The organism is Francisella uliginis, assembly GCF_001895265.1.
Classification (GTDB): Bacteria; Pseudomonadota; Gammaproteobacteria; order Francisellales; family Francisellaceae; genus Francisella; species Francisella uliginis.
The window spans coordinates 1,367,883-1,389,557 of the sequence record NZ_CP016796.1 but is presented as its reverse complement, the minus strand read 5'-3'; the positions used below and the strand labels follow the sequence as shown (position 1 = coordinate 1,389,557).

The following is a 21,675-nucleotide window of genomic DNA, read 5'->3' as shown; positions in this document are numbered from 1 at the left end:
AATGCAGATTATTTTTAATCAAAAAAAATTAGAATTAGAAAATAGTTTAAATATTGAAGAGTTGTTAAAAGAACAAGAGTTCAAGGAATCGTGCTTTGCTGTAATGGTTAATAATAAGTTTGTTGCTAAAGATAGTTATGCTAGTACTTTTTTAAATGATAATGATAGTGTTGTGACTATACAACCAATGCAGGGAGGATAAGCTAATGCTAGATTTATATGGTGAAAAGTTTAGCTCGCGATTTATCCTTGGTACGGCATTATATCCAAATCTTGATGTAATGCTTAAAGCTATTTACCAGTCACAGTCACAGCTATTAACCGTATCTTTAAAAAAATCAGTTACAAATGGTGATTCTCAAAATCAATTTTGGCATAAATTAAGTCAAACTAAATGTAAATTTCTGCCTAATACAGCTGGGTGTAGGAATGCTAATGAAGCAATAGAAATAGCAGAAGTATCTCGAGAGATTTTTGAAACAAACTTTATAAAAGTTGAAGTTATAGGAGATGATTATAACCTTCAGCCAGATACTATAGAGTTAGTTAAAGCTTGTAAAGAGCTTATAAAAAGAGGCTTTTATGTCTTACCCTATACTACAGATGACTTAGTAGTTGCTAAATACTTAGTAGATGTTGGTTGTAAAGTCTTGATGCCTTGGGCAGCTCCAATTGGAAGTGGTAAGGGACTTGTTAATCCATATGCTTTAAAAGTATTAAGAGAGCGTTTTAGTGATATTAAACTCATAGTTGATGCTGGCATAGGAGTTCCTTCTGAAGCTTGTGAAGTTATGGAGATGGGTTATGATGGAGTTTTATTAAATAGTGCGGTTGCATTGGCTGGTGATCCTATACTTATGGCTAATGCATTTAAACTTGCGATAGAGTCAGGAAGAAAAGCTTTTGAATCAAAGAGAATGATTGAAAGAGATCTTGCCTCACCTTCAACAAATTTGTTTGAAACCCCATTTTGGCATCAGGATTAGATCTTATGAAAGATATTTTATTAACAATAGGGGGCTCAGATAGTTCATCTGGTGCAGGAATCCAAGCAGACATTAAAACAGCTAGTGATATTGGCGTAAACATAGCTACAGTTGTTAGTTGTATTACAGCACAAAACTCTATGACTATTTTAGATATTCAAGAGTTTAGTGCAAAGAGCTTTTCACAACAACTCAATACGATTGTAGATGACTTTCATATTAAAGTTATTAAGAGTTCTATTTTAGTTTCAATTGAACAGATTGATATACTTATAAACTTTATAAAGACATTTAAAGAAGTTATTTATATTTGCGATCCTGTGATGATTTCAACAACAGGAAAAGAGCTAGTTTCAAGAGATATTGTTGAGTATGCTAGGTTAAATTTATATCCTTTAGCAGATATTTTGACGCCAAATTTAGATGAAGCAAAAATATTATTAGAAGATACAGATTTTTTAGTTTTAGAAAGTCCTGATAACATAGCTGAAGCAATACAGAAAAAGTATCACTGTAAGAATGTTTTTCTCAAGGGTGGACATAATATAGAGAAAAATGTTTGTACTGATTTTTATTATAGTAATAATAGTTTTAACTATAGTTTAGTTTCATCAAAGTACCAAAAAAATATTAAAATCAGAGGAACTGGTTGTACATTATCAAGTGCTATTGCTAGTTTTCTAGTACAAGGGTTTGATATTAATAATTCTTTAGTCTTAGCTAAAGCATATATCACTAATGCTATTAAAAATTCTCAAAGAATAACTACAGGAGCAAATCACTTAGCCATTAAAGATTCTCTAAATTTTAATAGTGATTTTCCAAGGATTTATTTTGATAAGGCTTTTTCTAATTTAAAGTTTAGATCAATTAATAAAATTGGCTTTTATCCAATAGTTGATAATGCTGATAAAATTCCTCGTTTAGCTAAGTTAGGTGTTAAAACAATCCAACTTAGAATTAAATCAAAAGATATCGCTTATATAGAGAAAAATATTATAAAGGCTATTGAGTATCAGAATAGGTATCAATTACAGCTTTTTATAAATGATCATTATCAGATTGCTATTAATCATAATGCTTTTGGTATACATCTAGGGCATGAGGATTTACTTAAGTTATTTTACACAGATGGTGAGACCTTATTTAAAATTAGCAACTCAAATATAGCTTTAGGGTTAAGTACCCATGATTATTATGAGCTAGCAATAGCATTAGCTATTAAGCCTAGTTATATAGCATTGGGGCCTATTTATTCTACCACGACAAAACAAATGAAGTTTGAACCTCAAGGTTTGAGTAAGATCTACCAATGGTTAGATATATTAGGTGTGCCTTTAGTTGTAATTGGAGGCATCAAAAAGCAGCATTTAAAAGCTATAAAAAATATTGGGGTTGATGGTATTTCTGTAGTCAGTTTAGTAGATGAAATTTCAGATGATGAGTTAGGAGAAATAGTTAAATTTTTAGGGTGATATATGAATTTAAATGAAAAATTATCACAGCATGAGTCTGACTACTATGCAAGGCAGTTAATGCTAAAAGATTTTGGAGTTGAAGGTCAAATAAAATTGAAAGAAGCATCTGTTTTACTTATAGGGGTTGGCGGTGTAGGATCACCTGTTGCTACTTATTTAACTGGCTTAGGGATAGGCTCATTAACAATAGTGGATAATGATGTTGTAAGCTTTTCAAACTTACATAGGCAAGTGTTATTTGATGTTGATAATATAGGTAAGCTTAAAGCTGAGGTAGCTAAGAATAAACTAGAGAAATTAAATCCATATATCCAGATAAATACTATTACAGATAGATTAACACTAGAAAACTCTTCTGAGCTTGATATTCGTGAATTTGATTTGATTATAGATACGAGTGATAATTTTGAAACTAAAGTCTTATCAAATAAGCTTTCTATAGCTAATAAGGTTGTTTTGTTATCTGGAGGTGTTCAGGGATTTAATTTTCAAGCAGGAATTTTTAATATAAATAATCATACAGCATGCTTGAATTGTTTATATCCAGAGATGAAGCAATTAACAAATAGTAAAAGAGTTGGAGTATTAGGCGTTACAGCAGGGCTAGAAGGTATGATATTAGTTAATATTGTTACTAACTTTTTGCTAAATAAAGATAGTTTTTTTGATTCTACTTTATATACATATGATTTAAAGAATATAGAGTTAAAAAGATATAATTTATCTAAAAATAAAGACTGTGAGCTATGTTTGTTATAAAACTTCTAAATTAGATAAAAAACTTGTATGATGTTTCAAATACACCTTAAATAAGTTTACAAAATGTACGATAAAGATAGTAGAAATGTAATTCTTTTAGCTGGAATAGGAGCTATTTTAGAGTTTTATGATTTTGTTTTATATATGATTTTCTCTAAAGAAATATCAGCAACTTTCTTTGCAGAAATTACCAACCCAACAATTAAAGCTTTTTTAACCATACTAATATTTTCAATAGCATATTTAGTAAGACCTTTCGCAGGAACTATACTTGGTATTGTTGGAGATTTGATAGGTCGAAGAAGATTACTTTTATTTACAATATTATTAATGGGAAGTTGCTCATTATGTATGGGGTTAATGCCAGGCTATGCTCAGTGGGGGCTATTTGCTAGTTTTGCTTTTGTAATCTTACGTATATTACAAGGAATAGCTTTAGGTGGTGAGTTACCTGGCGCTTATGTTATTGTATATGAGTCTGTTAAAGGTAGAATAGGATTTGCTACCGCAATATTATTTACATTTGTAACTGGAGGATTCTTATTTTCTGATTTTGTAGGTTTTGCATTAGAGCATCTTTTTGGTAACTATGCCTGGAGAGCAGGATTTATAATAGGTGGTTTGTTAGGTTTTGTAGGCTATTATGTACGTAGAAATCTTCATGAAACTCCAGAGTTTGAAAATATTGATAGTCAAAAAAGACATTCTTTTAGCTCTTTAGTATCTACTTATGGAGCTAATCTTTTTGCAGGGATATGTATAGTTATTATAGTTGCTTTTGGTGGAGTGATGCTAACTTTATATATGCACAGATTTGTTGAAGACATTTTAGTTAATTATAATTCTGGACAGATTTCTCTAATTTTAACCCCTAGTGTTCTAGTTCTCACTTGTTTTACTTTTATATTTGGTTATTTTTCAGATAAAGTTGGTATAGCTAAAATGTTTGCAGCAGGGGCTATACTTGTTATTATCAGTTCTCTACCAATATTTTATTTGATGAGTTGTTTTGGGACAGTTTTTTATATTATAGTAACTTCAATTATCATTATGCTGTTTTATTCATTAATAGCTGCTAGTTTTATATTTTTATTATGTGATCTTTTCCCAACGGATGTGAGATTATCAGGAGTTGGCCTAAGTTATAATTTAGCTTTTGCAACAGTGGGCGGGATTGCTCCGTTAGTAAGTACAACTATTATTACATTAACACAATATCACTTTTTAGGCCCTGCTATAGTGGGCATGGTTTGTGGTTTAGTAGGCTTATTGGGAGTATTTATTTATCTTAAGAAAGGTGGCTATCATAAGAATAATAAAGATATGGTAGTTAAGTTATAGTGTGGCTTAGTTTATAAATAGTCTTTAATAATTCGGTATTTATTATTTATTAGTGCTAAATATGTTAATAAAATTAGCTTATGTTTATTCGTAGCCTTATTATTTTAGTTAAATGAATGTACTAATGTAATAAAGTATTTGACTCCATTAAGCATAGCATCATTTGATAAATTAAAAGATGGTTCATGAACCATCGGGTTAAATTCTTTCTCTCTGTTTTTAACACCAAATAATGCATAACAAGCAGGAATTTCTTTAGCAAAATATTAGAAATCAACTGATGCCATCCAAGGTATTTTTGAATCAATAATATTTTCATTACCAAAGACTTCCTTAGTAGCAGCAATGCTATTAGCTATTTCAAAGACTGTTGATTTAATCTGCCAATAAATTTATGAATTTTGTAAAATATAGCTATAGCAGTAGATATTTATATTTTAACAGTTATGGATTTTTTCTTTTTAGGATTAGAAGAATCATTAGGTAGTGATAATAAGTTTGTAAAGCTAAACAAGTTAGTTACCTTTGAAAAGTTTAGGAAAACACTTAAGGGTATCTATACTCAAGATATGACAAGGCAAGGTAGACCCGCCTATGATAGTATAATGATGTTTAAACTTTTGTTACTAGGGCAGTGGTATAGTCTAAGCGATAGAGAATTAGCATCTAGTTTAAGGCTAAGAATTGATTTCATGTATTTCACAGGTTTTACGCCAACGTCTAACTTACCTGATTATAGTACTATTAATAAGTTCAGAAACTTATTAATAGAAAAGAAAAAATATAAAAGGCTACTTAAAGAATTTAACAAACAGCTAGAAGCATTAGGCTTATCGATAAATAATGCCAAAGGTGCAATTATAGATGCTACCTTAGTTGAATCTGCAGGCAGACCTAATAAGCATATGGATAATCCAGTAGAAGATAGAAAAGAAGACAAAACCTCTATTCCTGATATTTCATATGGTAAAGATGTAGATGCAAGATGGATTAAGAAAGGTAATAAGAGTCATTATGGCTATAAAGTTTTTGCTAGTGTAGATGATAAGTATGGTTTCATACAAACAATACATACAGAGTCAGCAGAAGTCTATGAGGCTCATAGATTAGAAACAATGTTAGAAGATATTAACTGTAAACAGTTATTAGCAGATAAGGCATATGATACTGCTGCTAATAGAGAATTACTAAAAGCTAACAAAATTAATAATCGTGTACTTAAAAAAGCAGTTAGAAATAAACCACTAACTAAGAGACAAAAATTACGAAACATTCTTATATCTAAAGTTAGATATAAGGTTGAACAATGCTTTGGCACGATGAAAAGAAAGTTTAACTTTACTAGAGCTAGTTACTTCTCTACAGTAAAAGTAAATGCGCAAGCTTTGTTAAAAGCTATATGTTTTAACGCATTAAAAGCTGTCAATTTAATGGCTTAACTAGGATAGGTGTATTCATATCGGTACAAAATGCCGATATGAAACACAAAATAAGGATTTTAAAGTCAGATTTCTCTAAAAATACTCAAGATTAAGAGACATGAAAAAGGTCTTAGATTAACTCAACAGCCTTTTTCATTTAAACGAGTTTTAGCTATATTTACTCGTGTAGGGCTTAGATAACGTATACTTTTTATGTGGTTTGAGCTGGGTATTGCATTAAATGTTCTGATTCAGACTATATAGCTGTAATTAAGACAACTACAGACAGAATCAAAACTGTTACGATTTATAGAAACAAAAGTTTGTGCTTGGTTGACAAATTGACATACCATAATGATTAGATCATTAGCTGTCATCGGTGTACTTGCATGACCACCTTTGCCATGAAAAATTATCTCAAATAGATCTTCTCCAGCCATAGTAACAGAGTGTTTTATTTGTATTTTACTACCTATTCTAATGTTTAGAAAATAAACCTGACTATTTTGAAAATAACTTAGTCTAGGACTGTAATAAAAGGATTAGTTAATTTTTAATACTGCTTGTTAAAAAATGATTTGTAAGATTGTTAATAATTAATGTTATATTTATCACCTGAGTTTTAGATAGTTTATCTGAACTTTTAGTTTTGTTGTTAAAGATACTAAGTGTTAGCGCTTAGAAAAATAAATAAAAGGGTGTAATTATGAAAAAAATATTAAAATCATTACTTTTAGGTACTGTGACTTTTGGCTCTATGTTTGCTGCAGGTAATACGTTAAATGTTAATGATTTAAATTGTTTGAGAGTAGAGAAGCAGTTTAGCGAAAAATATAAGAATGTTTGCTTACCATCAGAAAAACCTGAAAACTGTTCAACAGAAAGCTACGATAAACTAAAATCTAACATTAAAGAGTGTGATTTTAAACTTTTAGGATCTTTAAGAGAAGCATTTTAGGGTTTATATTAGTTCTTTCAATAAAAGTTACTAAAGATAGATTAATTGATATGTTAAAAAATAAGAAGCTTAAAATATCTTAAATAAGAGCTTAAAGCTAAACATTAAAAACAGGAAGTTATCATGAAAAATTAGTATTAATACTATCAGTAGTTATGGCTACTTCAGTATATGCAGCTGAGTCATGTTCAGATACTGAATCAAAATCAGAAGTACCTCATGTGTGTCATGGAGTTTAGATAAACATTATCTAATCAAACTTAATAAATTCTATAAAATAATAGTTATTATAAATATCGTAATTTATTCTAAATATTTAGTTTAATTTTTTAGAGTAATGGTATAACTTCAGAATTATACCTCTTGTATATTAGTTGTTAAAATGTAAAATCTAGAAATACAAACATTTATGATTATCTCTTATGCAAGAATCTTTAAAACTTAGTGAGTTCTTAGAGCTTATAAAAAGTACTATAGAAATGAGCTTTGGTTATGAAGGTTTTTGGGTTGTTGCTGAACTTTCAGAATGGAGAAAATCAGGTCGACACTATTATGGTGAGCTAATAGAACATGATGGTGTTAGTAAATATCCTGTAGCTAAGATTAGATGTAATTGTTGGGCGAATAAAGCTGACTATATTCTAAGAAAATTTAGTTCTTCAACTAATGAGCAGCTAAAGTCAGATATGAAAGTTTTACTAAAAGTATCTGTTAATTATCACATTAGTTTTGGACTTAGTTTAAATATAATAGATATTGATCCAGCTTTTACGTTAGGAGATAGACAAGCGCGTAAATTAGAAATTTTACAAGATCTAACTAAAAAAGGCATCTTAGAAAAAAATAAAAACCTTATTTTACCGAAAGAATTTACAAGTATTGCTGTGATTACAAGTCTAACAGCAGCAGGTAAGGGAGATTTTTTTGAAGAAGCAGAGAAACTACAATCTTTAGGATTATGTGAGTTTGATGTCTTTGAAGCAAAAATGCAAGGTAAAGATTGTGCAATAAGTGTCTCAAATGCCTTTAGTAAGATTATGCAAAAATCTGATCAATATGATGCTATCGTGCTTATCCGTGGTGGAGGCTCTCAAGCTGACTTAGATTGGTTTAATAATATATTGCCTGCTGAAAGTATTTGTAATAGCAGATTACCTGTGATGGTAGGTATAGGTCATGAGCGAGATAGTACAGTTTTAGATGACATCTGTACAAAACGTTTTGATACGCCTTCAAAAGTGATAAATTTTATAGCAAATACTATAGTTGAGAATGCTAAAACAGCTAAATATGACTATGATTCAATAATTAAAATAGTTAAAAACTTAGCTAGACAAAATCAAGATCAATTAGAAAGAGTATATAGTGATTTTAAAACTAAGGTAGATCACTATTTATACCAAATCAATCAAAGTTTAGAATATAATTATAAAAGTGTTTTATCAGTATCAAGAGGGCTTGTTAAACTATATAGTCAAACCGTTGAATCTCAATATAATAACATAGGTCACAACACTCAAAACTTAGTAAAATATTATAATAATTCTGTTGATGAATATTATAAACAGTCAATTAATATCTCAAGAGGTATTACAAAGTATTATAGTCAAACAAGTGAGTATTTATATAAACAGATTCTCTCGGTATCTATTGAACCGACATTAAAAAGAGGGTTTAGTGTTACAGTATCTCAAGATGGCAAGTATATAACTAACTATAAAGAAGCTCAAAAATATTCAACACTAGATATAGTTTATTCAGATGGAAAAATTCAAGTAGAGGTAAAAAATAATGGCAACACAAAGTAAAAAATTTGCAAAAAATTATGAAGTTTTGGAACAAATAAATGAAAAACTTCAAGATAACCAAGATAATCCAGCATTATTAGATGAGTTAGCTCCAATGTTAGAGCAAGCATCCAAAAGTTATAAACTATGTAAAGAAAGAATAGATGCTGCGCAGAAATTTATAGATGAGTTTGATAAAGGATAATTAAAATACCATACCAGGCATTTGCCAGATACCAGCCATTCTAAGGGTATCTTTTATGATCATTGCTCTTTCATCTTCAGATATAGGCATCATAATATTATACCCTCTAACTCCTGAGACTATATTATGGAACTTAAAGTTTGAATTTGTATTTAAATTTTCTTGTTCAAATATTGCATTAGTTCGTCTGATATCAGATGATGATGTGATTAGAATAATATTTTTGATTTTTGGCTTTAAGCTTTCTAATATTTTAAAGGTATCAATAGCTCCCCATACAGTACTATTTGACTGATCTTCTTGGATTATCATATCTCTAGGCACACCATTTTTGACAAGCCATTGTTTCATTTTATAAGATTCTGTAACTCCTAATCTAGGCTTACCTCCGGCAACTATAATCTTGGCATTTGGATATCTATGGTGAGCTTCTAATCCTTTTTGCAATCTTTTTATTAGTATATCATTCATTGAGCTATCTTGATTAAGATTGTAGCCATTAATAATAATAACTGTAGGCAAGTTGTTTTCTATTTGTATTTGATTTGCATTAGTATTAATTTGTAGGTAGAAGCTATTTTTTATTATTTTGAATGTTTTTATAAAATTATCTGTTTTTGACCATTTTAATTTTTGTAAGCTTCTTAATGATAGGTTATAGTTTTTTAATTTGAGTAGATCTAGATATGCTATTGCATATATATGAACAACAGGCTCTTTGGGAAAGTCTTGTGAGAGCTGTATGATTGTTTGATCTGCTTTCTTATAATCATGTAGATCTAGTTCTAAAGAAAACAAAGATAGTCTTATTTGAAGTGATTCTGTAGATTTTTCTGGAGTATCTTTAAGAGCTTGGGTCAAATAGTCTATAGCATTATTCAAATTTTGTTTGTTTGTGGAGCTATCACTATCATCGCCATTTTTTGTGACATATTGAATGTTAGCTATAGCTTTTTGCTTTAACTCAATTTGTTTAGAGCTAGTTATCGAAGCTATTAGTTTGCTACTATCACTATTATTATAAAAAGGAATATTTGATTTAATGTAAGATATAATACTATTCTCATCAGCAAAAGCAGAACTTGATATAGCTAGAAGTAGGTTTATCGTTATTATTTTTTTCAATAGTTTCGCCATATTTTATAAAAAGTTTCTACAAAGTACTAAATTATGTCTAGTTCCTTTGCAAATTATACTTGTATTTAATAATATAACATAAACTCAGCTAGAATTTATTGAAAATGAAAAAAGAAATATCCATAAAGAATATAATATTTGCAGGTTTTGCAACAACTGTAGAATATTTTGATTTTGCTCTATTTACATATGTGGCTATCTATATATCGGCAACATTTTTTCCTGATAACAACTCATCAGTAGCTATATTAAAAACATTTGGTTTGTTTGCTGCTGGATATTTAATGAGACCATTAGGAGGGATTTTCTTTGGTAATCTTGGTGACAAAAAAGGGCGTAAATATGTCTTAATAGTTACAGTTGCTCTAATGTTTATATCAACAGCTATGATAGCTCTTACTCCAGGCTATGGTAGCTTAGGTATTACATCTGTAATTGTTATTCTATTAGCTAGAATGATCCAGGGATTTTCGATTGGTGGTGAGTATAATGGCGTGCTTGCGGTATTAAGTGAAGGTGCACCAGATAATAAACGTGGTTTTATTACTGCTTTTGGGACTTTTTTCTCTGGGTTAGGAGTTTTTTTTGGTACATTTATAGTATATGTCCTAACAAGCTTTTTAAATCCTGATCAGATGCATGCTTATGGTTGGAGACTATGTTTTGTTATAGGCATGATTTTAGCAATTATTGTACTTATTATGCAGTTTTTACAAAAGGAATCACCTGAATATCTTAAAGCTAAAGAAGATGGAATGTTAGATGATACACCAGTTGTTTCAGCAGTTAAGGAGTTTCCATATCAGATATTCATAGTATTTGCATTAGCTGGATACCTGGGGATTGTATATTATATGGTTTCTGGTTTTATTCCAACATTCTTAAAACAAGATTTGGGTTATTCTGTACATACAGCTATGTTAATGTCTATGGTTGCTGCATTTAGTTATTTTGTAACAGCTCCTTTGTGGGGTGGCTTATCTGATAAAGTAGGTAGAAAGAAAGTACTATTGCTGTCTTGTATTGGTATTGGTGTACTAATAATTCCAGCATTTTATATTATGACAAATACAAATTCACAAATTGTTATAACATTAGTTATGACGATTATTATGTTACTTATATCAGCAGCAACAGCTACTTTTGTTGTAACTATTAATGAACTATTTCCAACACATCTAAGATTTAGTGGTGTAGCAACTGGGTATAATGTAAGTAATGCTCTATTAGGAGGAACTGTGCCAGTTGTATCAGCTGCATTAGTAATGTATTTTGGTAATGTTGCTCCTAGTTTTTATGCTTTAGTTGCCTCTATAGTCATAGTTATTATCATAGCTAAAATGCCTGAGACTAATGGTATAGAGCTAGAGGAGTAGTGTGAAAAAATAGCAATAATTTTACTTTTTTGTTTACCGGTATCTTTATTTGCAAGCGAGACTTGTAAAAGCTTATACTCTGCAAAAAAATATAATGAGGCTTTTAAACAGTGCTCAAAAGATGCTAGCCAAGGCGATAACTATGCTAAAAAAGCCTTAACAGCAATGTATGCAAAAGGTCAGGGTACTGAAGTTAATTTACATAAGTCATTTGAGCTAGATCTAGATTTAGCAGAAAGTGGTGATGAAATCGGTATCCAAAATATGGCTTATGACTATACTAATGGTGTAGGGGTTAAGAAAGATATTTCTAAAGCTATATATTGGAATAAACAAGCTGTAGAGAAATTTAACTCTATTGATGCAATGTTAAATCTAGCAAGTATTTATGAAGATCAAGATAATTCAAAAGAGATAATTTACTGGAAAACTAAAGTCGGAGAGAATGGTTTTCCTATAGAGCTTTTCGATGTCGCTGCAATGCATCGTTTTGGCTACAACAATACTAAGATTGATTATAATAAAGCTATAGCTGTATATAAAAAAATATTAAAAACTGGTCATTACAAAGGTGATGCTGCTTATGGTCTAGGTGATATGTATTATAAGCAAAAGAAGTACAAGCAAGCTTTTAAATGGTATGCAGTAGCCTCAGATAAATACCACTTTGCAGCAGCTAATGCTAGTCTTGCACAGATGTATCAAAATGGTATTGGAGTTTCAAAAAATACTACTAAAGCTATAGAGTTATATAAAAAAGATTATTACTTATCTCAAGGATTCCCTAGTTCAAAAAGTGACTCTGTATATGCACTGGCAAATATATATCTAAAACAAAAAAACTTAGATAAATCACTGTATTGGTTAAGAGTATTTAATGCTATAGGAGTTAGCTATGTAAATATTAAAAATAAGCTAGTTGATCATGATATTCATGGTAGAGTTTATCCACAGGTGTACTGTTTTGTAGGATATCAAAGTGCAGAATATAAGCAGGGCAAAGAGTCGTGGGACATTTATCCAGGAGGCAAAATAAAAAATGTAGTAGTCTATGATGGTAAGTCAAAAATGTTTGTAGCCGATTGTTGGAATAAATATCGTAGTTTAATTAATACAATAAGGGCTGGCCATGGAAATTTAAGCTATGGAGAAGTAAATCATAAGCCAATTTTTAACGTCAGAATAATTAATAGTAATAATAAGAAAATTAACTTAGATGATACTAATTTACATTGGCTAAAAGGAAGCATCTAATTTGCCTTTTATTAATGATATCTATATTATCAGTAGCTATAAATCATTTTTATTTAAGGGTGTTTGTCTATGCTTGAGCTATTTATATTAGCTTTATTTATAGTCGTTATTGTAAGTGTTATCTACCTTCCAATTAGGTTATATAACAATATTATTATTAATGAAAATAATACTAAAAGAGCATGGTCAAATACTGTAGTTTATCAAAAACAACTTCTTGAGCTCATACCTAGGTTAGAGGCTAATTTGGATAGTTATAAAGATTATGAAAAAGCTACCCTTACCGATATAGTTAGTTTGAGAGAAAGTATTAAAAAAACATCTTCTGATGAAATTGATTTAGATAAGCTATCAAAAAGCTGTGATCAAACTGAGCAATTAATTTCTAAATTAAATGTACGCTTAGAACAATATCCAGATCTTAAATCTAATACAGTTTATTTGAAATTTATGGACAGTTTGTCAGATAACTACACTAATGTAACATCATCAATTAGGATCTTTAACTCTTGTGTTAATGCTTTTAATGATAGTATTACAATGTTTCCGCACTCTATCATAAATGCTATTTTTTTAAAAAAACATAAGCTTGATAATTTTCAACATAAGAAAAGTGAAGACTCTCTAGGTGGTTTTAAACCAAATTTTTAGGAATTATAGATGCTTAAAAATGAAATGTTATTGCAAGAGTTAGAGAGTGAGCTAAGTGCTGATACTGATATAAATACCTTTTATATGAATGTTGAAAAAATATTTAAAAAATATTCTTTTAAAAGAAAATCTGTTTTTTTACCAATATTACATTTCTTTGGTTTCTTTTTTTCATTTGCCTTGTTTATATTTGTATATAGCTGGTTATTTTTTAATATTATAAATTTTATTGCTAGTATAGTCAGTTTTCTAGGAATTATACTTATGCTTTTGTGGTTTGTTTCTTTATTACCAGCACTATTCTTATATTCAAAATTTTATTATAAGCTTTTTTATAAAAGTATTAATAATTTTAATCTTGAGAGTGAAATAGGATATCTCTTAAAAGATAGGTTATTAGATATTAAGTATAGTTTTAAGCATACAGAAATAGATATATTACCAGTCTTGTTACATCAGTTAAATTATCCCAAAGGTGATGCTTCTTATGGGGTTGAAGAAGTACGTGAATTTAAAAGAGATTTTGGAAAATGTTTTATTGGAACTTATTTCTACAAGAAAAAAGATAAAGATTCTGATAATAATACTATTTACAAAAAATACGAGAAGAATTTTATCTTAATATAATATTGAAAACTTACCCTCGTTTAACTTTAAACTAAAAGCTGAATACTCAATATTTAAAATATTTGGTAATAAATCAAGCCAAATAACAGCATCCCCAGAGTTTAATAAAAATTATAAAGTCTCATATAATCAAAGCAATAGTGTCCAAGCAGCTAATTATTTTGATGCAACGAGGGTTATTAAACTTATAGATTTTTATAAGAAAAACTTATTTGATTTTAGGCTTCAGGTTAATGGTCAAGATGCAGAGAGGTTTGTCTGCATAGATAATCACAATATAAATATTGAAAGCTTTTTAAATAATATATCAAAAAATTTTCCTAATAATTTAAGAGATCTTGAGCTTCGTGAGTATCATACCTTCTTAGAATTGCTTAAAATATTAGATATTAATTAAAGGAGATAAAATGCAATTTATAATTGGACTTGTATCATTAGCCCTAATAATCTTGTGGTATATAGGTTTATATATTCTGAATAATAAATATATTATAGATTTGACGATTAAAAATAATGCTAACAAGCTTTTAATTTTTTCATCGATAACAATGATTTTATATACACTGGGTATTTTGATTTTACTACTAGTAGCAGATCAGGCAATTGTTCAAAATATAAGAGCTAGTACATTTATAGGGGTGACAATTATTTCAGCAATACCTTTTGTTGTTTTACCTACTCTATGGAGAAGGTTTGCTGATAATATTTCAATAAGAGTATTTTTTTGGTTATCTTTGGTGCATGTTGTTATATCTGATTTGATAATAATATTGAGTCAAGCAAACCTTTCTCCAATTTCATCTCTTATAATCTCACTTATAGCCTTTTTAATACTTATTGTCTTTATTGTGATGTTAAGCACAAAGATAAAACAAACAACCGAAAACAAACCTTTACTAAATAAATTAGTTATAAATATTGGCGCTATTTTTATATCAATAATATTTATAATTGGCGCAATAATTGCATCATATGCTTCTAACATGTACGAAAGTGGCAACTATAGTACTTATCAGACTATTTTACTTAGTAATATAGGACATTGTTTTATAGATGTTGCAAGTATAGTAACACTTTATTTTATAATGTCTTTATTAGCTTATAGATATAGGGTTATTAGAGGAACTATTATAATAGCTATATTAATGATACTTGTAGGTGTTGTTACTGTAGGCGCATTTACAGCCATATCTACTTACTATGCTAACTTATCAACGAAAGATTATTTAATGATGATTTCTAGTGTGTATAAGTTACGATATGTTGTTGAGTTTTTTATTTATTCAGCTTTCTTTGTGATGCTATTAAAACAAAATAACTTAAGAATAATAATAATTAGCATTTCATTTTTAACTATATTGATACTACCTGTGTTTTATAAGGAATATTCATTAGGTTGCACATATACATTATTTTTTGCTATTTTATTTTTGTTTACTAAAGATAAGTACTTAAATAAGTAACTTATCATATAGGGAGTTTTCATGTTAACTGTAATATTTGGATTAGTTGTATTAGGCTTTACATTATTTTGGTATTTTCTTATCTATATGCTAAATAATAAATTTATACATAACTTACTAGAGAGAAAACAAACTAATAAACTTCTCATAAAAGTATCAATCGTTGTTGTTGGTTATTTAATAGTTTATTTATTATTTGCTTGCTTAGGTAGTACAAATCTTGCTGATTCTTTTAGATCACAAAGTATTTATGCTATGTCATTACTTGCAATGTTTCCACTTGTTTTGATGCCATCAATATGGCGAAGATATACCAATAAAATAACAGTTCGATTATTCTATTGGTTTGGAATTATATATATTATATTTTCTGGTTTATCTTCTGTATTTTATTTAGGCTCTAATCATTCTCTAATATATATGATTGTTAGCTTACTAGCTGGTTTATTATTATTTATATTATTTGTATTAATGATTATGATGCTTTTATCAGATCCTAAGATAGAAATAACTAATAAAACATTACAATCTAATATGCTATTAAGAATCTTATCAGCTATTGCACTTTTAGTTTTGCTTGTAGGATATACACTTAGCTTCTTAGCTAATAAATCATATAACACGAATGGTATTGATTTTGATACATATCTTATAATGATTAATTTCTCTAGTGCGTCTATCTTTGTAGCATTTACTATAGTCTTTAGTAGTATATTAACGTGTATGGCAAAAAGCTATAATAGTCTCAAGCATATTTTATATGCAATTATTGGACTTTTAATTATAGGAGCTTACTTTTTACTAGCTTGGACATATACAGCAGGTTTTCAAGGACAAACTTTAGAAAATGCATACTCAGTGTTGAATATAACGACTAATATTATTAGTTTTATTGTATATTCATATTTGCTTATTTTTATATTAAATAAAGTAAGTTTAAAGATAAGTTGGATAGTTATATTTTTTGTTGCTTTTATAGTATTGCCTTTTACCACAAAGTATATGAGCGCAACATATAGTCAAGCGTATATAATTGCATTAGCTATGTTAATTATTAGAAATGGTAGCAAATATTTTAATACAAATGTTGAATCTATAGATTCTGATCAAGATACTATTTTAACCATAGATAAGACTAATGATCCATCTGACAAAAACAAAGAAGATGAAGTTAAACAGAAAGATGATCAACACATATCACAGCAATCTAATAGCTTCTCAGATATAAGTTTTGATCAAAAAGATGATGACTTAAATGAAGAAATACTTATTCGACCCTTATTAATATCGCTAGCTGTATCAGTGCTTGTCTGGGTTGTTACTTTTATTATTGGTAAAATATATGCTTTTTTCGCTTCAGGAGCTATGCTAGCTTACTGTTCTACGCTTGGTGGTGCGGGAGCTGTATATAGTGGCGAATTTAAGTGTCCTGGAATGGGAGATGGTAATGGTGATATTTCTCTCTACTATCAGCATATAAATTCTATAGCTTCACTAGTAAGTTTGATAATTGCATTTTTGAGTTTTGTGTTTCTATACTATGTTTTATACAAAAGTTTTAATAAAAAAGATAAGTAAGGTTTAGTTGATGAAAAAGATACAGATAGCTATTAGTGCATTTATCGTTTTATTTATTCTTGTCTTGATGGTTGGGACTTTAGTGTACTTAAAAAGTCTTAAAAATTCACAGAGCCAAAAACAAGAAACTTCATTAAATTCAACTTCTGAGAAAAACTCTAGTCACAATTATGCTAAATCATCTGATAATAATAGGGCAGTTAGCTCACTGACAGATAAGATTTCATTAAAGATAAAAGAAAAAGATTTATCTAAAGGTAACATATTTTTAGCAACAAAATATTTTAAAATAGCAGATACTCAAAACCTTTCTGATCTCGATAAGAAAAGAACATTGGCAATAGGCTCCATACCTACTGATTTTGAGATTATAAACGGTAATCAATGCCAACTTAATAGTATGTCTGCAGAATGTTTAGTAACTGTAAAAAATAAGAAGACTGATAAATTATTATATTTAACATTAGGTTATCATCTAGATTATAATACTTCTCAGGTTGCCATAGATGCTATTGTAAATAGTATACCACCATTTGAATACTCTAAAAGCAATCCTAAGGTTGGAGCTATGATAAGTGATGGTAAATTGTTATACACATATGATAGAAGTATAATTAAGGATATAAGAATATCTAAAAATGACTTATCAGATAAGCAAATAAAAGATGTTCATTATAATGACAAAAATAAAAGCATTGTAATAAGTTATGTAGACTCATCAGTTATAACAGTTATTTTTGAAAATGGTAGTTATAAAGATTTTACATTACCTTTTATGTATAATGGTTATTCCACTTATTCAATAAAGCCAATAAATAATGATCATGGATATATTGTTAATTATATAAAGTCTGGCTTTAACAATAGACCATCTTTACTTGGTTTATTACTACCTAATAAAGATAACTATAAGTTTATCTATAAGAAAGAGTTTTACACCTTACCTAATTTAAAGCAAAGTAAAGATGGTAATCTTATATATTTCTTAGCAGATGGAAGAAATATAGATTATAAGAAAGCTTATATCTGGAGTAAATCAAATGGTCTTAAAGAAATAAGATATACAAGTTTTAATTCTGTCGGTGAGGCTAGTCGTGCAATTTTTATGTCAGTTAAAGATCCTGATGAAAAACCGAATAAACTTTATAAATCATCATTTGGTATTTTAATAAAAGCAGATGGTAGTATACAAGAATATCGAAATCTTTCTTTTATTACTGATATAAAGGTGACAAAAGCTGGTGACTTTATTGTTAAGAATCAAAATGATACATATTTTATATCTAAAGATGGGCAAATATCAAAAGTTGATAAATCATCAGAAATTTATAGTATTGATGAGTTTGTAAAAAATAATATATTTTATATAAAAGGAAATAAACTTTTTATAACTTATAAAAATTCACATAAAGTTATTGATAATCCAGTTATAAATATAAAGGGTAGTAATCATGAATATGTAATAAAAGATACAAAAGGAAATATATATATTGTAATTACAGATAGTAAAAATAATATCTTTGTATATAAGTTAGTAGATAATTTCTCCTTTTCTCAAGTTACAAAGTTTCATGAGAAGAATTTGTCTGATATCAGTCTATATTCATTAGATAATGGCTTGGTTATATGGAGCAAGAGTAATAACCCTAAGCATATATATATTTATAATAATGATGAAGCTAGTGATTATTCTGTAGATAAAGATGTTAAAGGGTTAAGAAAATTAGCATCTTTAAAAGATGTATATGTAATATATCCAGAAGGTAAAAAGTACTTTTTAGAGTTAAATAAAAATACTTCTAAATTATCTAAAGTTGATTTAGCTAAAGATATTTATAACCCTCTTGAGAAGCAGGGCGTAAAAATAAAACCTAATTTTGCTTCAGTAATAGTAAACTCAACAAAAGATAGTTTTGGGATGTTATTCAAAGATGCAGAGAGTGGAGAAAACTATAAGTTTATATTTTGGATGAATGAGAAGGGTAAAATATCAGCATTTATTTTACCTGACGATGCTGATCGTTTTGATACTGAGAATTCACCTTTAAAATCAGATACAGGTCAGCTATTTTATGTTAATACAACAGATCCTTCTCAAGGTTATAACAGCAATAAAAATCATTTTGTATTAACTGTAATAGGTAATGATGGTAATGCTCATAAATATACAGCTACAGATGGTTCTATGTATATTAATTATGAATGGGTAAGAACTTATTTTTATACAGGGAAGAATAAATCTGGCGTAATAATCTTTGTTTTTTATTCTAATACTCAGAATTATGAATATAACTCATCATTTTGGATTTCAAATACCGATAGTTCTAATCTAAAGCAGTTAAAGGCTCCAGAAATATTTGGGAAAAGACCTGGTTCAGTAATTCAAGTTGGTGGTGATTATGGTAGTCATCAAGCTAATATATTTAAATATAAGAATACGGATTTTTATGTAAATATAAATAAAGATGGTAGCTATTATTATGCAGAAAATCGTTATACTTATTAGATAGTATTTACAGCTATGAAAAAAATGATTACTAGAATGATATTGTTCTTTATTATTCTAATTATTTTCATTGTTAGTGCTAATTATTACTTTGATAATTCTTTAGATTCAGAAGATATTAGCAATTGTCTGAGTATAAAAAATAAGATGTTAAAAGATTCTAACCTATATTCTACATTCAAAAAATTACCTAAAACATCAACAAAGATAAACGCTTATAAATTTAAGTTACACAATACTACTATATATTTACCTGAATATAAGATAAAAGATATACACCTAGGAGATATTCCTAATGATAAAGATAGTGTAGTAATTATATATGAGAATAATACAAAGATATTAATATACAGAGATAAAAACAACTCTATAAAAGATATATTTTCATCAATAGATATTTCTCATAATAAAGAAATAATCTCTCATTCTGGTCAGCAAATGACTAAAAAACTATTTGGAGATAATCTAACAATTATAGGTTTGAATATATATGGCTACGAACATACACCAAAAGATATTAAATGTGATAAAAATAGTTTTTTGAATGATATGCGTTTGATGGTAGCATTTCCACTGAAATCTGTTGCTTATGGTTTTGGAGATTTAGAGACAGTTTATCGGAAGAATAAAGATTCTGACTTTTATATTAAGGAAATACATAAACCTGAAGATGATACTATAGCATATACTATTACAAAGTTAGTGAATAATAAAAAACAATACATAAATATTGATTATATATTTCCTCAAAGTGAAGTGCAAAAGGACCTTGTTTTTGCTTTTAACAATAAAAGAATATTAGCTAGCCATAATCGTCCAAAATGGTTGATTAATCTACAGCGTACGATTGATTTAAGTGAAGGTTCTAAAAATTAAAAAATAAATCTTTTATTTTTATTGAATATGTTGTTATGCTGTACTACTATGTTAGTACATTGATACATTAGTTTATTCTAAATGTCTGAAATAAAAAATAATGAAGAAAATCTCCAAGGTCTTTATGAGGTTTTCACGAACTTTGAATCTGTAGATGATGCAAAGCTTTTTTTAGAAGATTTATGTACGCCAGTAGACTTAATGGCTATGGCTGCTCGTTGGAGAGTGGTTAAAGAATTAAAAAAAGATAAATCATATCGCCAAATCCATGCTGAAACAGGGGTTAGTCTTACAACTATTAGTAGAGTTGCGAGATGTCTTACCTATGGAACAAATGGTTACAACACTATCTATAACAAAATCAAAAAAGAGAATTAAAATGAGAAAAAGATTAAGAGTCGCTATACAAAAGAAAGGCAGGCTATATGATAATTCAATGGAATTATTTAGTAAAATAGGTGTCAAAGTAGAGTTTTCGAGTAAAAGTAATTTATTATGTCATTCAATAAATGCTCCGATTGATTTTCTTTTTGTAAGAGATGATGATATTCCAACATTAGTAAATGGTAACGTTTGTGATTTTGGTATAGTTGGTGAGAATGTTTTAGAAGAGTATTTACTAAGCATAAAAGATACTAATAAAAACAATGATATTATCAAAACTAAAAAACTAGGTTTTGGTAAGTGCAGATTATCCATAGCTGTATCAAATAATGCTAGTGAGAATTTAAATGATTTAAAAAATACGCGAATAGCAACTTCATATCCTTATCTGGTACAAGAGTTTTCTGATAAGAATGATTTAGGTCTTGATCCATTATCTATTTCTGGATCTGTTGAGATCGCACCAAATTTACAAATGGCAAGCTCCATATGTGATTTGGTTTCTACTGGCAGAACATTAGAAGAGAATAACCTTAAAGAGATTCATACCATAATGAAAAGCCAAGCTATTTTAATTCGCTCAAATGAGAGTTTTGGTGAAGAATTAGAAGAGTATTATGAGTTATTACTTAGACGAATTGAGGGTGTAAAACATGCCCAAGAACGTAAATATATTATGTTTCATATTGATAAAAATGCTGTTGATACGATCTCACACATTTTACCAGGCCATGAGGGTCAAACTATTATGCCTATATATGGTGATAGTAAAGTCGCGGTACATTTAGTTACCAAAGAAGGTGTTTTCTGGGGAACTTTAGAGAAGTTAAAAGAAGCTGGTGCTAGCTCTATACTAGTTTTACCAATTGAAAAAATGCTGGAGTAAGT

21 protein-coding genes are annotated in these 21,675 nt (G+C 28.6%); 19 read left to right on the top strand and 2 right to left on the bottom strand.

The features are described 5' to 3' along the window. The first annotated feature begins 1 nt into the window (after position 1). From thiS to F7310_RS06530, 6 genes are all read left to right on the top strand, one after another. A complete protein-coding gene (gene thiS / locus F7310_RS06555) occupies positions 2–202 on the top strand; it encodes a sulfur carrier protein ThiS (RefSeq protein WP_072712669.1) in 201 nt (66 codons plus the stop codon). A gap of 4 nt (positions 203–206) precedes the next feature. Next, entirely contained in the window at positions 207–986 is a 780-nt protein-coding gene (locus F7310_RS06550) for a thiazole synthase (protein ID WP_072712667.1), read from the top strand. A gap of 5 nt (positions 987–991) precedes the next feature. Further along, positions 992–2,461, top strand: a complete 1,470-nt coding sequence (gene thiD, locus F7310_RS06545) for a bifunctional hydroxymethylpyrimidine kinase/phosphomethylpyrimidine kinase (protein WP_072712665.1) — start codon at positions 992–994, stop codon at positions 2,459–2,461. A 3-nt stretch (positions 2,462–2,464) separates the two neighbouring features. Further along, positions 2,465–3,223, top strand: a complete 759-nt coding sequence (locus F7310_RS06540) for a HesA/MoeB/ThiF family protein (RefSeq protein ID WP_072712663.1) — start codon at positions 2,465–2,467, stop codon at positions 3,221–3,223. A 63-nt stretch (positions 3,224–3,286) separates the two neighbouring features. After that, the gene (locus F7310_RS06535; RefSeq protein ID WP_072712662.1) at positions 3,287–4,564 is read left to right on the top strand and encodes an MFS transporter; all 1,278 of its coding nucleotides are present in this window, start codon (positions 3,287–3,289) and stop codon (positions 4,562–4,564) included. A 446-nt stretch (positions 4,565–5,010) separates the two neighbouring features. Continuing rightward, the gene (locus tag F7310_RS06530) at positions 5,011–6,003 is read left to right on the top strand and encodes an IS5 family transposase (protein ID WP_072712481.1); all 993 of its coding nucleotides are present in this window, start codon (positions 5,011–5,013) and stop codon (positions 6,001–6,003) included. Between the two features lie 233 nt (positions 6,004–6,236). Here the strand turns inward: F7310_RS06530 and F7310_RS06525 are convergent, their stop codons facing one another. Further along, positions 6,237–6,425 carry a hypothetical protein gene (locus tag F7310_RS06525; RefSeq protein ID WP_072712660.1) on the bottom strand — a complete coding sequence of 63 codons (189 nt, stop codon included), beginning with the start codon at positions 6,423–6,425 and terminating at the stop codon, positions 6,237–6,239. Between the two features lie 266 nt (positions 6,426–6,691). On the opposite strand from F7310_RS06525, the gene F7310_RS06520 reads away from it, so the two are divergent. The 3 genes from F7310_RS06520 to xseB all read left to right on the top strand — a co-directional run bounded on the left by F7310_RS06520 (position 6,692) and on the right by xseB (position 8,935). After that, positions 6,692–6,943: a hypothetical protein gene (locus F7310_RS06520; RefSeq protein WP_072712658.1), complete on the top strand. Its 252-nt coding sequence runs from the start codon at positions 6,692–6,694 to the stop codon at positions 6,941–6,943. Between the two features lie 422 nt (positions 6,944–7,365). Further along, positions 7,366–8,751, top strand: coding sequence for an exodeoxyribonuclease VII large subunit (gene xseA, locus F7310_RS06515; protein ID WP_072712656.1), 1,386 nt, complete (start codon positions 7,366–7,368; stop codon positions 8,749–8,751). Then, positions 8,735–8,935, top strand: coding sequence for an exodeoxyribonuclease VII small subunit (gene xseB / locus F7310_RS06510; RefSeq protein WP_072712654.1), 201 nt, complete (start codon positions 8,735–8,737; stop codon positions 8,933–8,935). The genes xseA and xseB overlap by 17 nt, the downstream gene beginning before the upstream one ends. On the opposite strand, the gene F7310_RS06505 is transcribed toward xseB, so the two are convergent. Next, on the bottom strand, positions 8,936–10,060 hold the full coding sequence (locus F7310_RS06505; RefSeq protein WP_158513252.1) for a YdcF family protein: 1,125 nt from the start codon (positions 10,058–10,060) through the stop codon (positions 8,936–8,938). Between the two features lie 116 nt (positions 10,061–10,176). Here F7310_RS06505 and F7310_RS06500 point away from each other — a divergent pair, with 116 nt between their 5' ends. The 10 genes from F7310_RS06500 (at position 10,177) to hisG (ending at position 21,673) form a co-directional block, all read left to right on the top strand. Then, entirely contained in the window at positions 10,177–11,448 is a 1,272-nt protein-coding gene (locus F7310_RS06500) for an MFS transporter (RefSeq protein ID WP_072712652.1), read from the top strand. 165 nt (positions 11,449–11,613) lie between these two features. After that, positions 11,614–12,702, top strand: coding sequence for a tetratricopeptide repeat protein (locus F7310_RS06495; protein WP_072712651.1), 1,089 nt, complete (start codon positions 11,614–11,616; stop codon positions 12,700–12,702). A 69-nt stretch (positions 12,703–12,771) separates the two neighbouring features. Continuing rightward, positions 12,772–13,353, top strand: a complete 582-nt coding sequence (locus F7310_RS06490) for a LemA family protein (protein ID WP_072712649.1) — start codon at positions 12,772–12,774, stop codon at positions 13,351–13,353. Between the two features lie 9 nt (positions 13,354–13,362). Then, a complete protein-coding gene (locus tag F7310_RS06485; protein ID WP_072712648.1) occupies positions 13,363–13,980 on the top strand; it encodes a hypothetical protein in 618 nt (205 codons plus the stop codon). Between the two features lie 407 nt (positions 13,981–14,387). Further along, entirely contained in the window at positions 14,388–15,443 is a 1,056-nt protein-coding gene (locus tag F7310_RS06480; RefSeq protein WP_072712646.1) for a hypothetical protein, read from the top strand. Between the two features lie 21 nt (positions 15,444–15,464). Next, positions 15,465–17,021 carry a hypothetical protein gene (locus F7310_RS06475; protein ID WP_072712644.1) on the top strand — a complete coding sequence of 519 codons (1,557 nt, stop codon included), beginning with the start codon at positions 15,465–15,467 and terminating at the stop codon, positions 17,019–17,021. Between the two features lie 10 nt (positions 17,022–17,031). Then, on the top strand, positions 17,032–19,527 hold the full coding sequence (locus F7310_RS06470; RefSeq protein ID WP_072712643.1) for a hypothetical protein: 2,496 nt from the start codon (positions 17,032–17,034) through the stop codon (positions 19,525–19,527). A 15-nt stretch (positions 19,528–19,542) separates the two neighbouring features. Next, entirely contained in the window at positions 19,543–20,403 is an 861-nt protein-coding gene (locus tag F7310_RS06465) for a hypothetical protein (protein ID WP_072712641.1), read from the top strand. Between the two features lie 81 nt (positions 20,404–20,484). Next, positions 20,485–20,781, top strand: coding sequence for a YerC/YecD family TrpR-related protein (locus F7310_RS06460; RefSeq protein WP_072712639.1), 297 nt, complete (start codon positions 20,485–20,487; stop codon positions 20,779–20,781). A 1-nt stretch (position 20,782) separates the two neighbouring features. Next, on the top strand, positions 20,783–21,673 hold the full coding sequence (gene hisG, locus F7310_RS06455; protein WP_072712638.1) for an ATP phosphoribosyltransferase: 891 nt from the start codon (positions 20,783–20,785) through the stop codon (positions 21,671–21,673). Positions 21,674–21,675: the final 2 nt, after the last annotated feature.

Bases quoted from the DNA above. Each gene is read 5' to 3' on its own strand.
- F7310_RS06485 (WP_072712648.1), top strand. From the start codon at position 13,363: ATGCTTAAAAATGAAATGTTATTGCAAGAGTTAGAGAGTGAGCTAAGT.
- F7310_RS06525 (WP_072712660.1), bottom strand. From the start codon at position 6,425: ATGGCTGGAGAAGATCTATTTGAGATAATTTTTCATGGCAAAGGTGGT.
- F7310_RS06480 (WP_072712646.1), top strand. From the start codon at position 14,388: ATGCAATTTATAATTGGACTTGTATCATTAGCCCTAATAATCTTGTGG.
- F7310_RS06550 (WP_072712667.1), top strand. From the start codon at position 207: ATGCTAGATTTATATGGTGAAAAGTTTAGCTCGCGATTTATCCTTGGT.
- F7310_RS06530 (WP_072712481.1), top strand. From the start codon at position 5,011: ATGGATTTTTTCTTTTTAGGATTAGAAGAATCATTAGGTAGTGATAAT.
- F7310_RS06520 (WP_072712658.1), top strand. From the start codon at position 6,692: ATGAAAAAAATATTAAAATCATTACTTTTAGGTACTGTGACTTTTGGC.
- F7310_RS06475 (WP_072712644.1), top strand. From the start codon at position 15,465: ATGTTAACTGTAATATTTGGATTAGTTGTATTAGGCTTTACATTATTT.
- thiD (WP_072712665.1), top strand. From the start codon at position 992: ATGAAAGATATTTTATTAACAATAGGGGGCTCAGATAGTTCATCTGGT.
- thiS (WP_072712669.1), top strand. From the start codon at position 2: ATGCAGATTATTTTTAATCAAAAAAAATTAGAATTAGAAAATAGTTTA.
- F7310_RS06535 (WP_072712662.1), top strand. From the start codon at position 3,287: ATGTACGATAAAGATAGTAGAAATGTAATTCTTTTAGCTGGAATAGGA.
- hisG (WP_072712638.1), top strand. From the start codon at position 20,783: ATGAGAAAAAGATTAAGAGTCGCTATACAAAAGAAAGGCAGGCTATAT.
- F7310_RS06465 (WP_072712641.1), top strand. From the start codon at position 19,543: ATGAAAAAAATGATTACTAGAATGATATTGTTCTTTATTATTCTAATT.
- F7310_RS06495 (WP_072712651.1), top strand. From the start codon at position 11,614: ATGTATGCAAAAGGTCAGGGTACTGAAGTTAATTTACATAAGTCATTT.
- F7310_RS06490 (WP_072712649.1), top strand. From the start codon at position 12,772: ATGCTTGAGCTATTTATATTAGCTTTATTTATAGTCGTTATTGTAAGT.
- xseA (WP_072712656.1), top strand. From the start codon at position 7,366: ATGCAAGAATCTTTAAAACTTAGTGAGTTCTTAGAGCTTATAAAAAGT.
- F7310_RS06540 (WP_072712663.1), top strand. From the start codon at position 2,465: ATGAATTTAAATGAAAAATTATCACAGCATGAGTCTGACTACTATGCA.
- F7310_RS06500 (WP_072712652.1), top strand. From the start codon at position 10,177: ATGAAAAAAGAAATATCCATAAAGAATATAATATTTGCAGGTTTTGCA.
- F7310_RS06470 (WP_072712643.1), top strand. From the start codon at position 17,032: ATGAAAAAGATACAGATAGCTATTAGTGCATTTATCGTTTTATTTATT.
- F7310_RS06460 (WP_072712639.1), top strand. From the start codon at position 20,485: ATGTCTGAAATAAAAAATAATGAAGAAAATCTCCAAGGTCTTTATGAG.
- xseB (WP_072712654.1), top strand. From the start codon at position 8,735: ATGGCAACACAAAGTAAAAAATTTGCAAAAAATTATGAAGTTTTGGAA.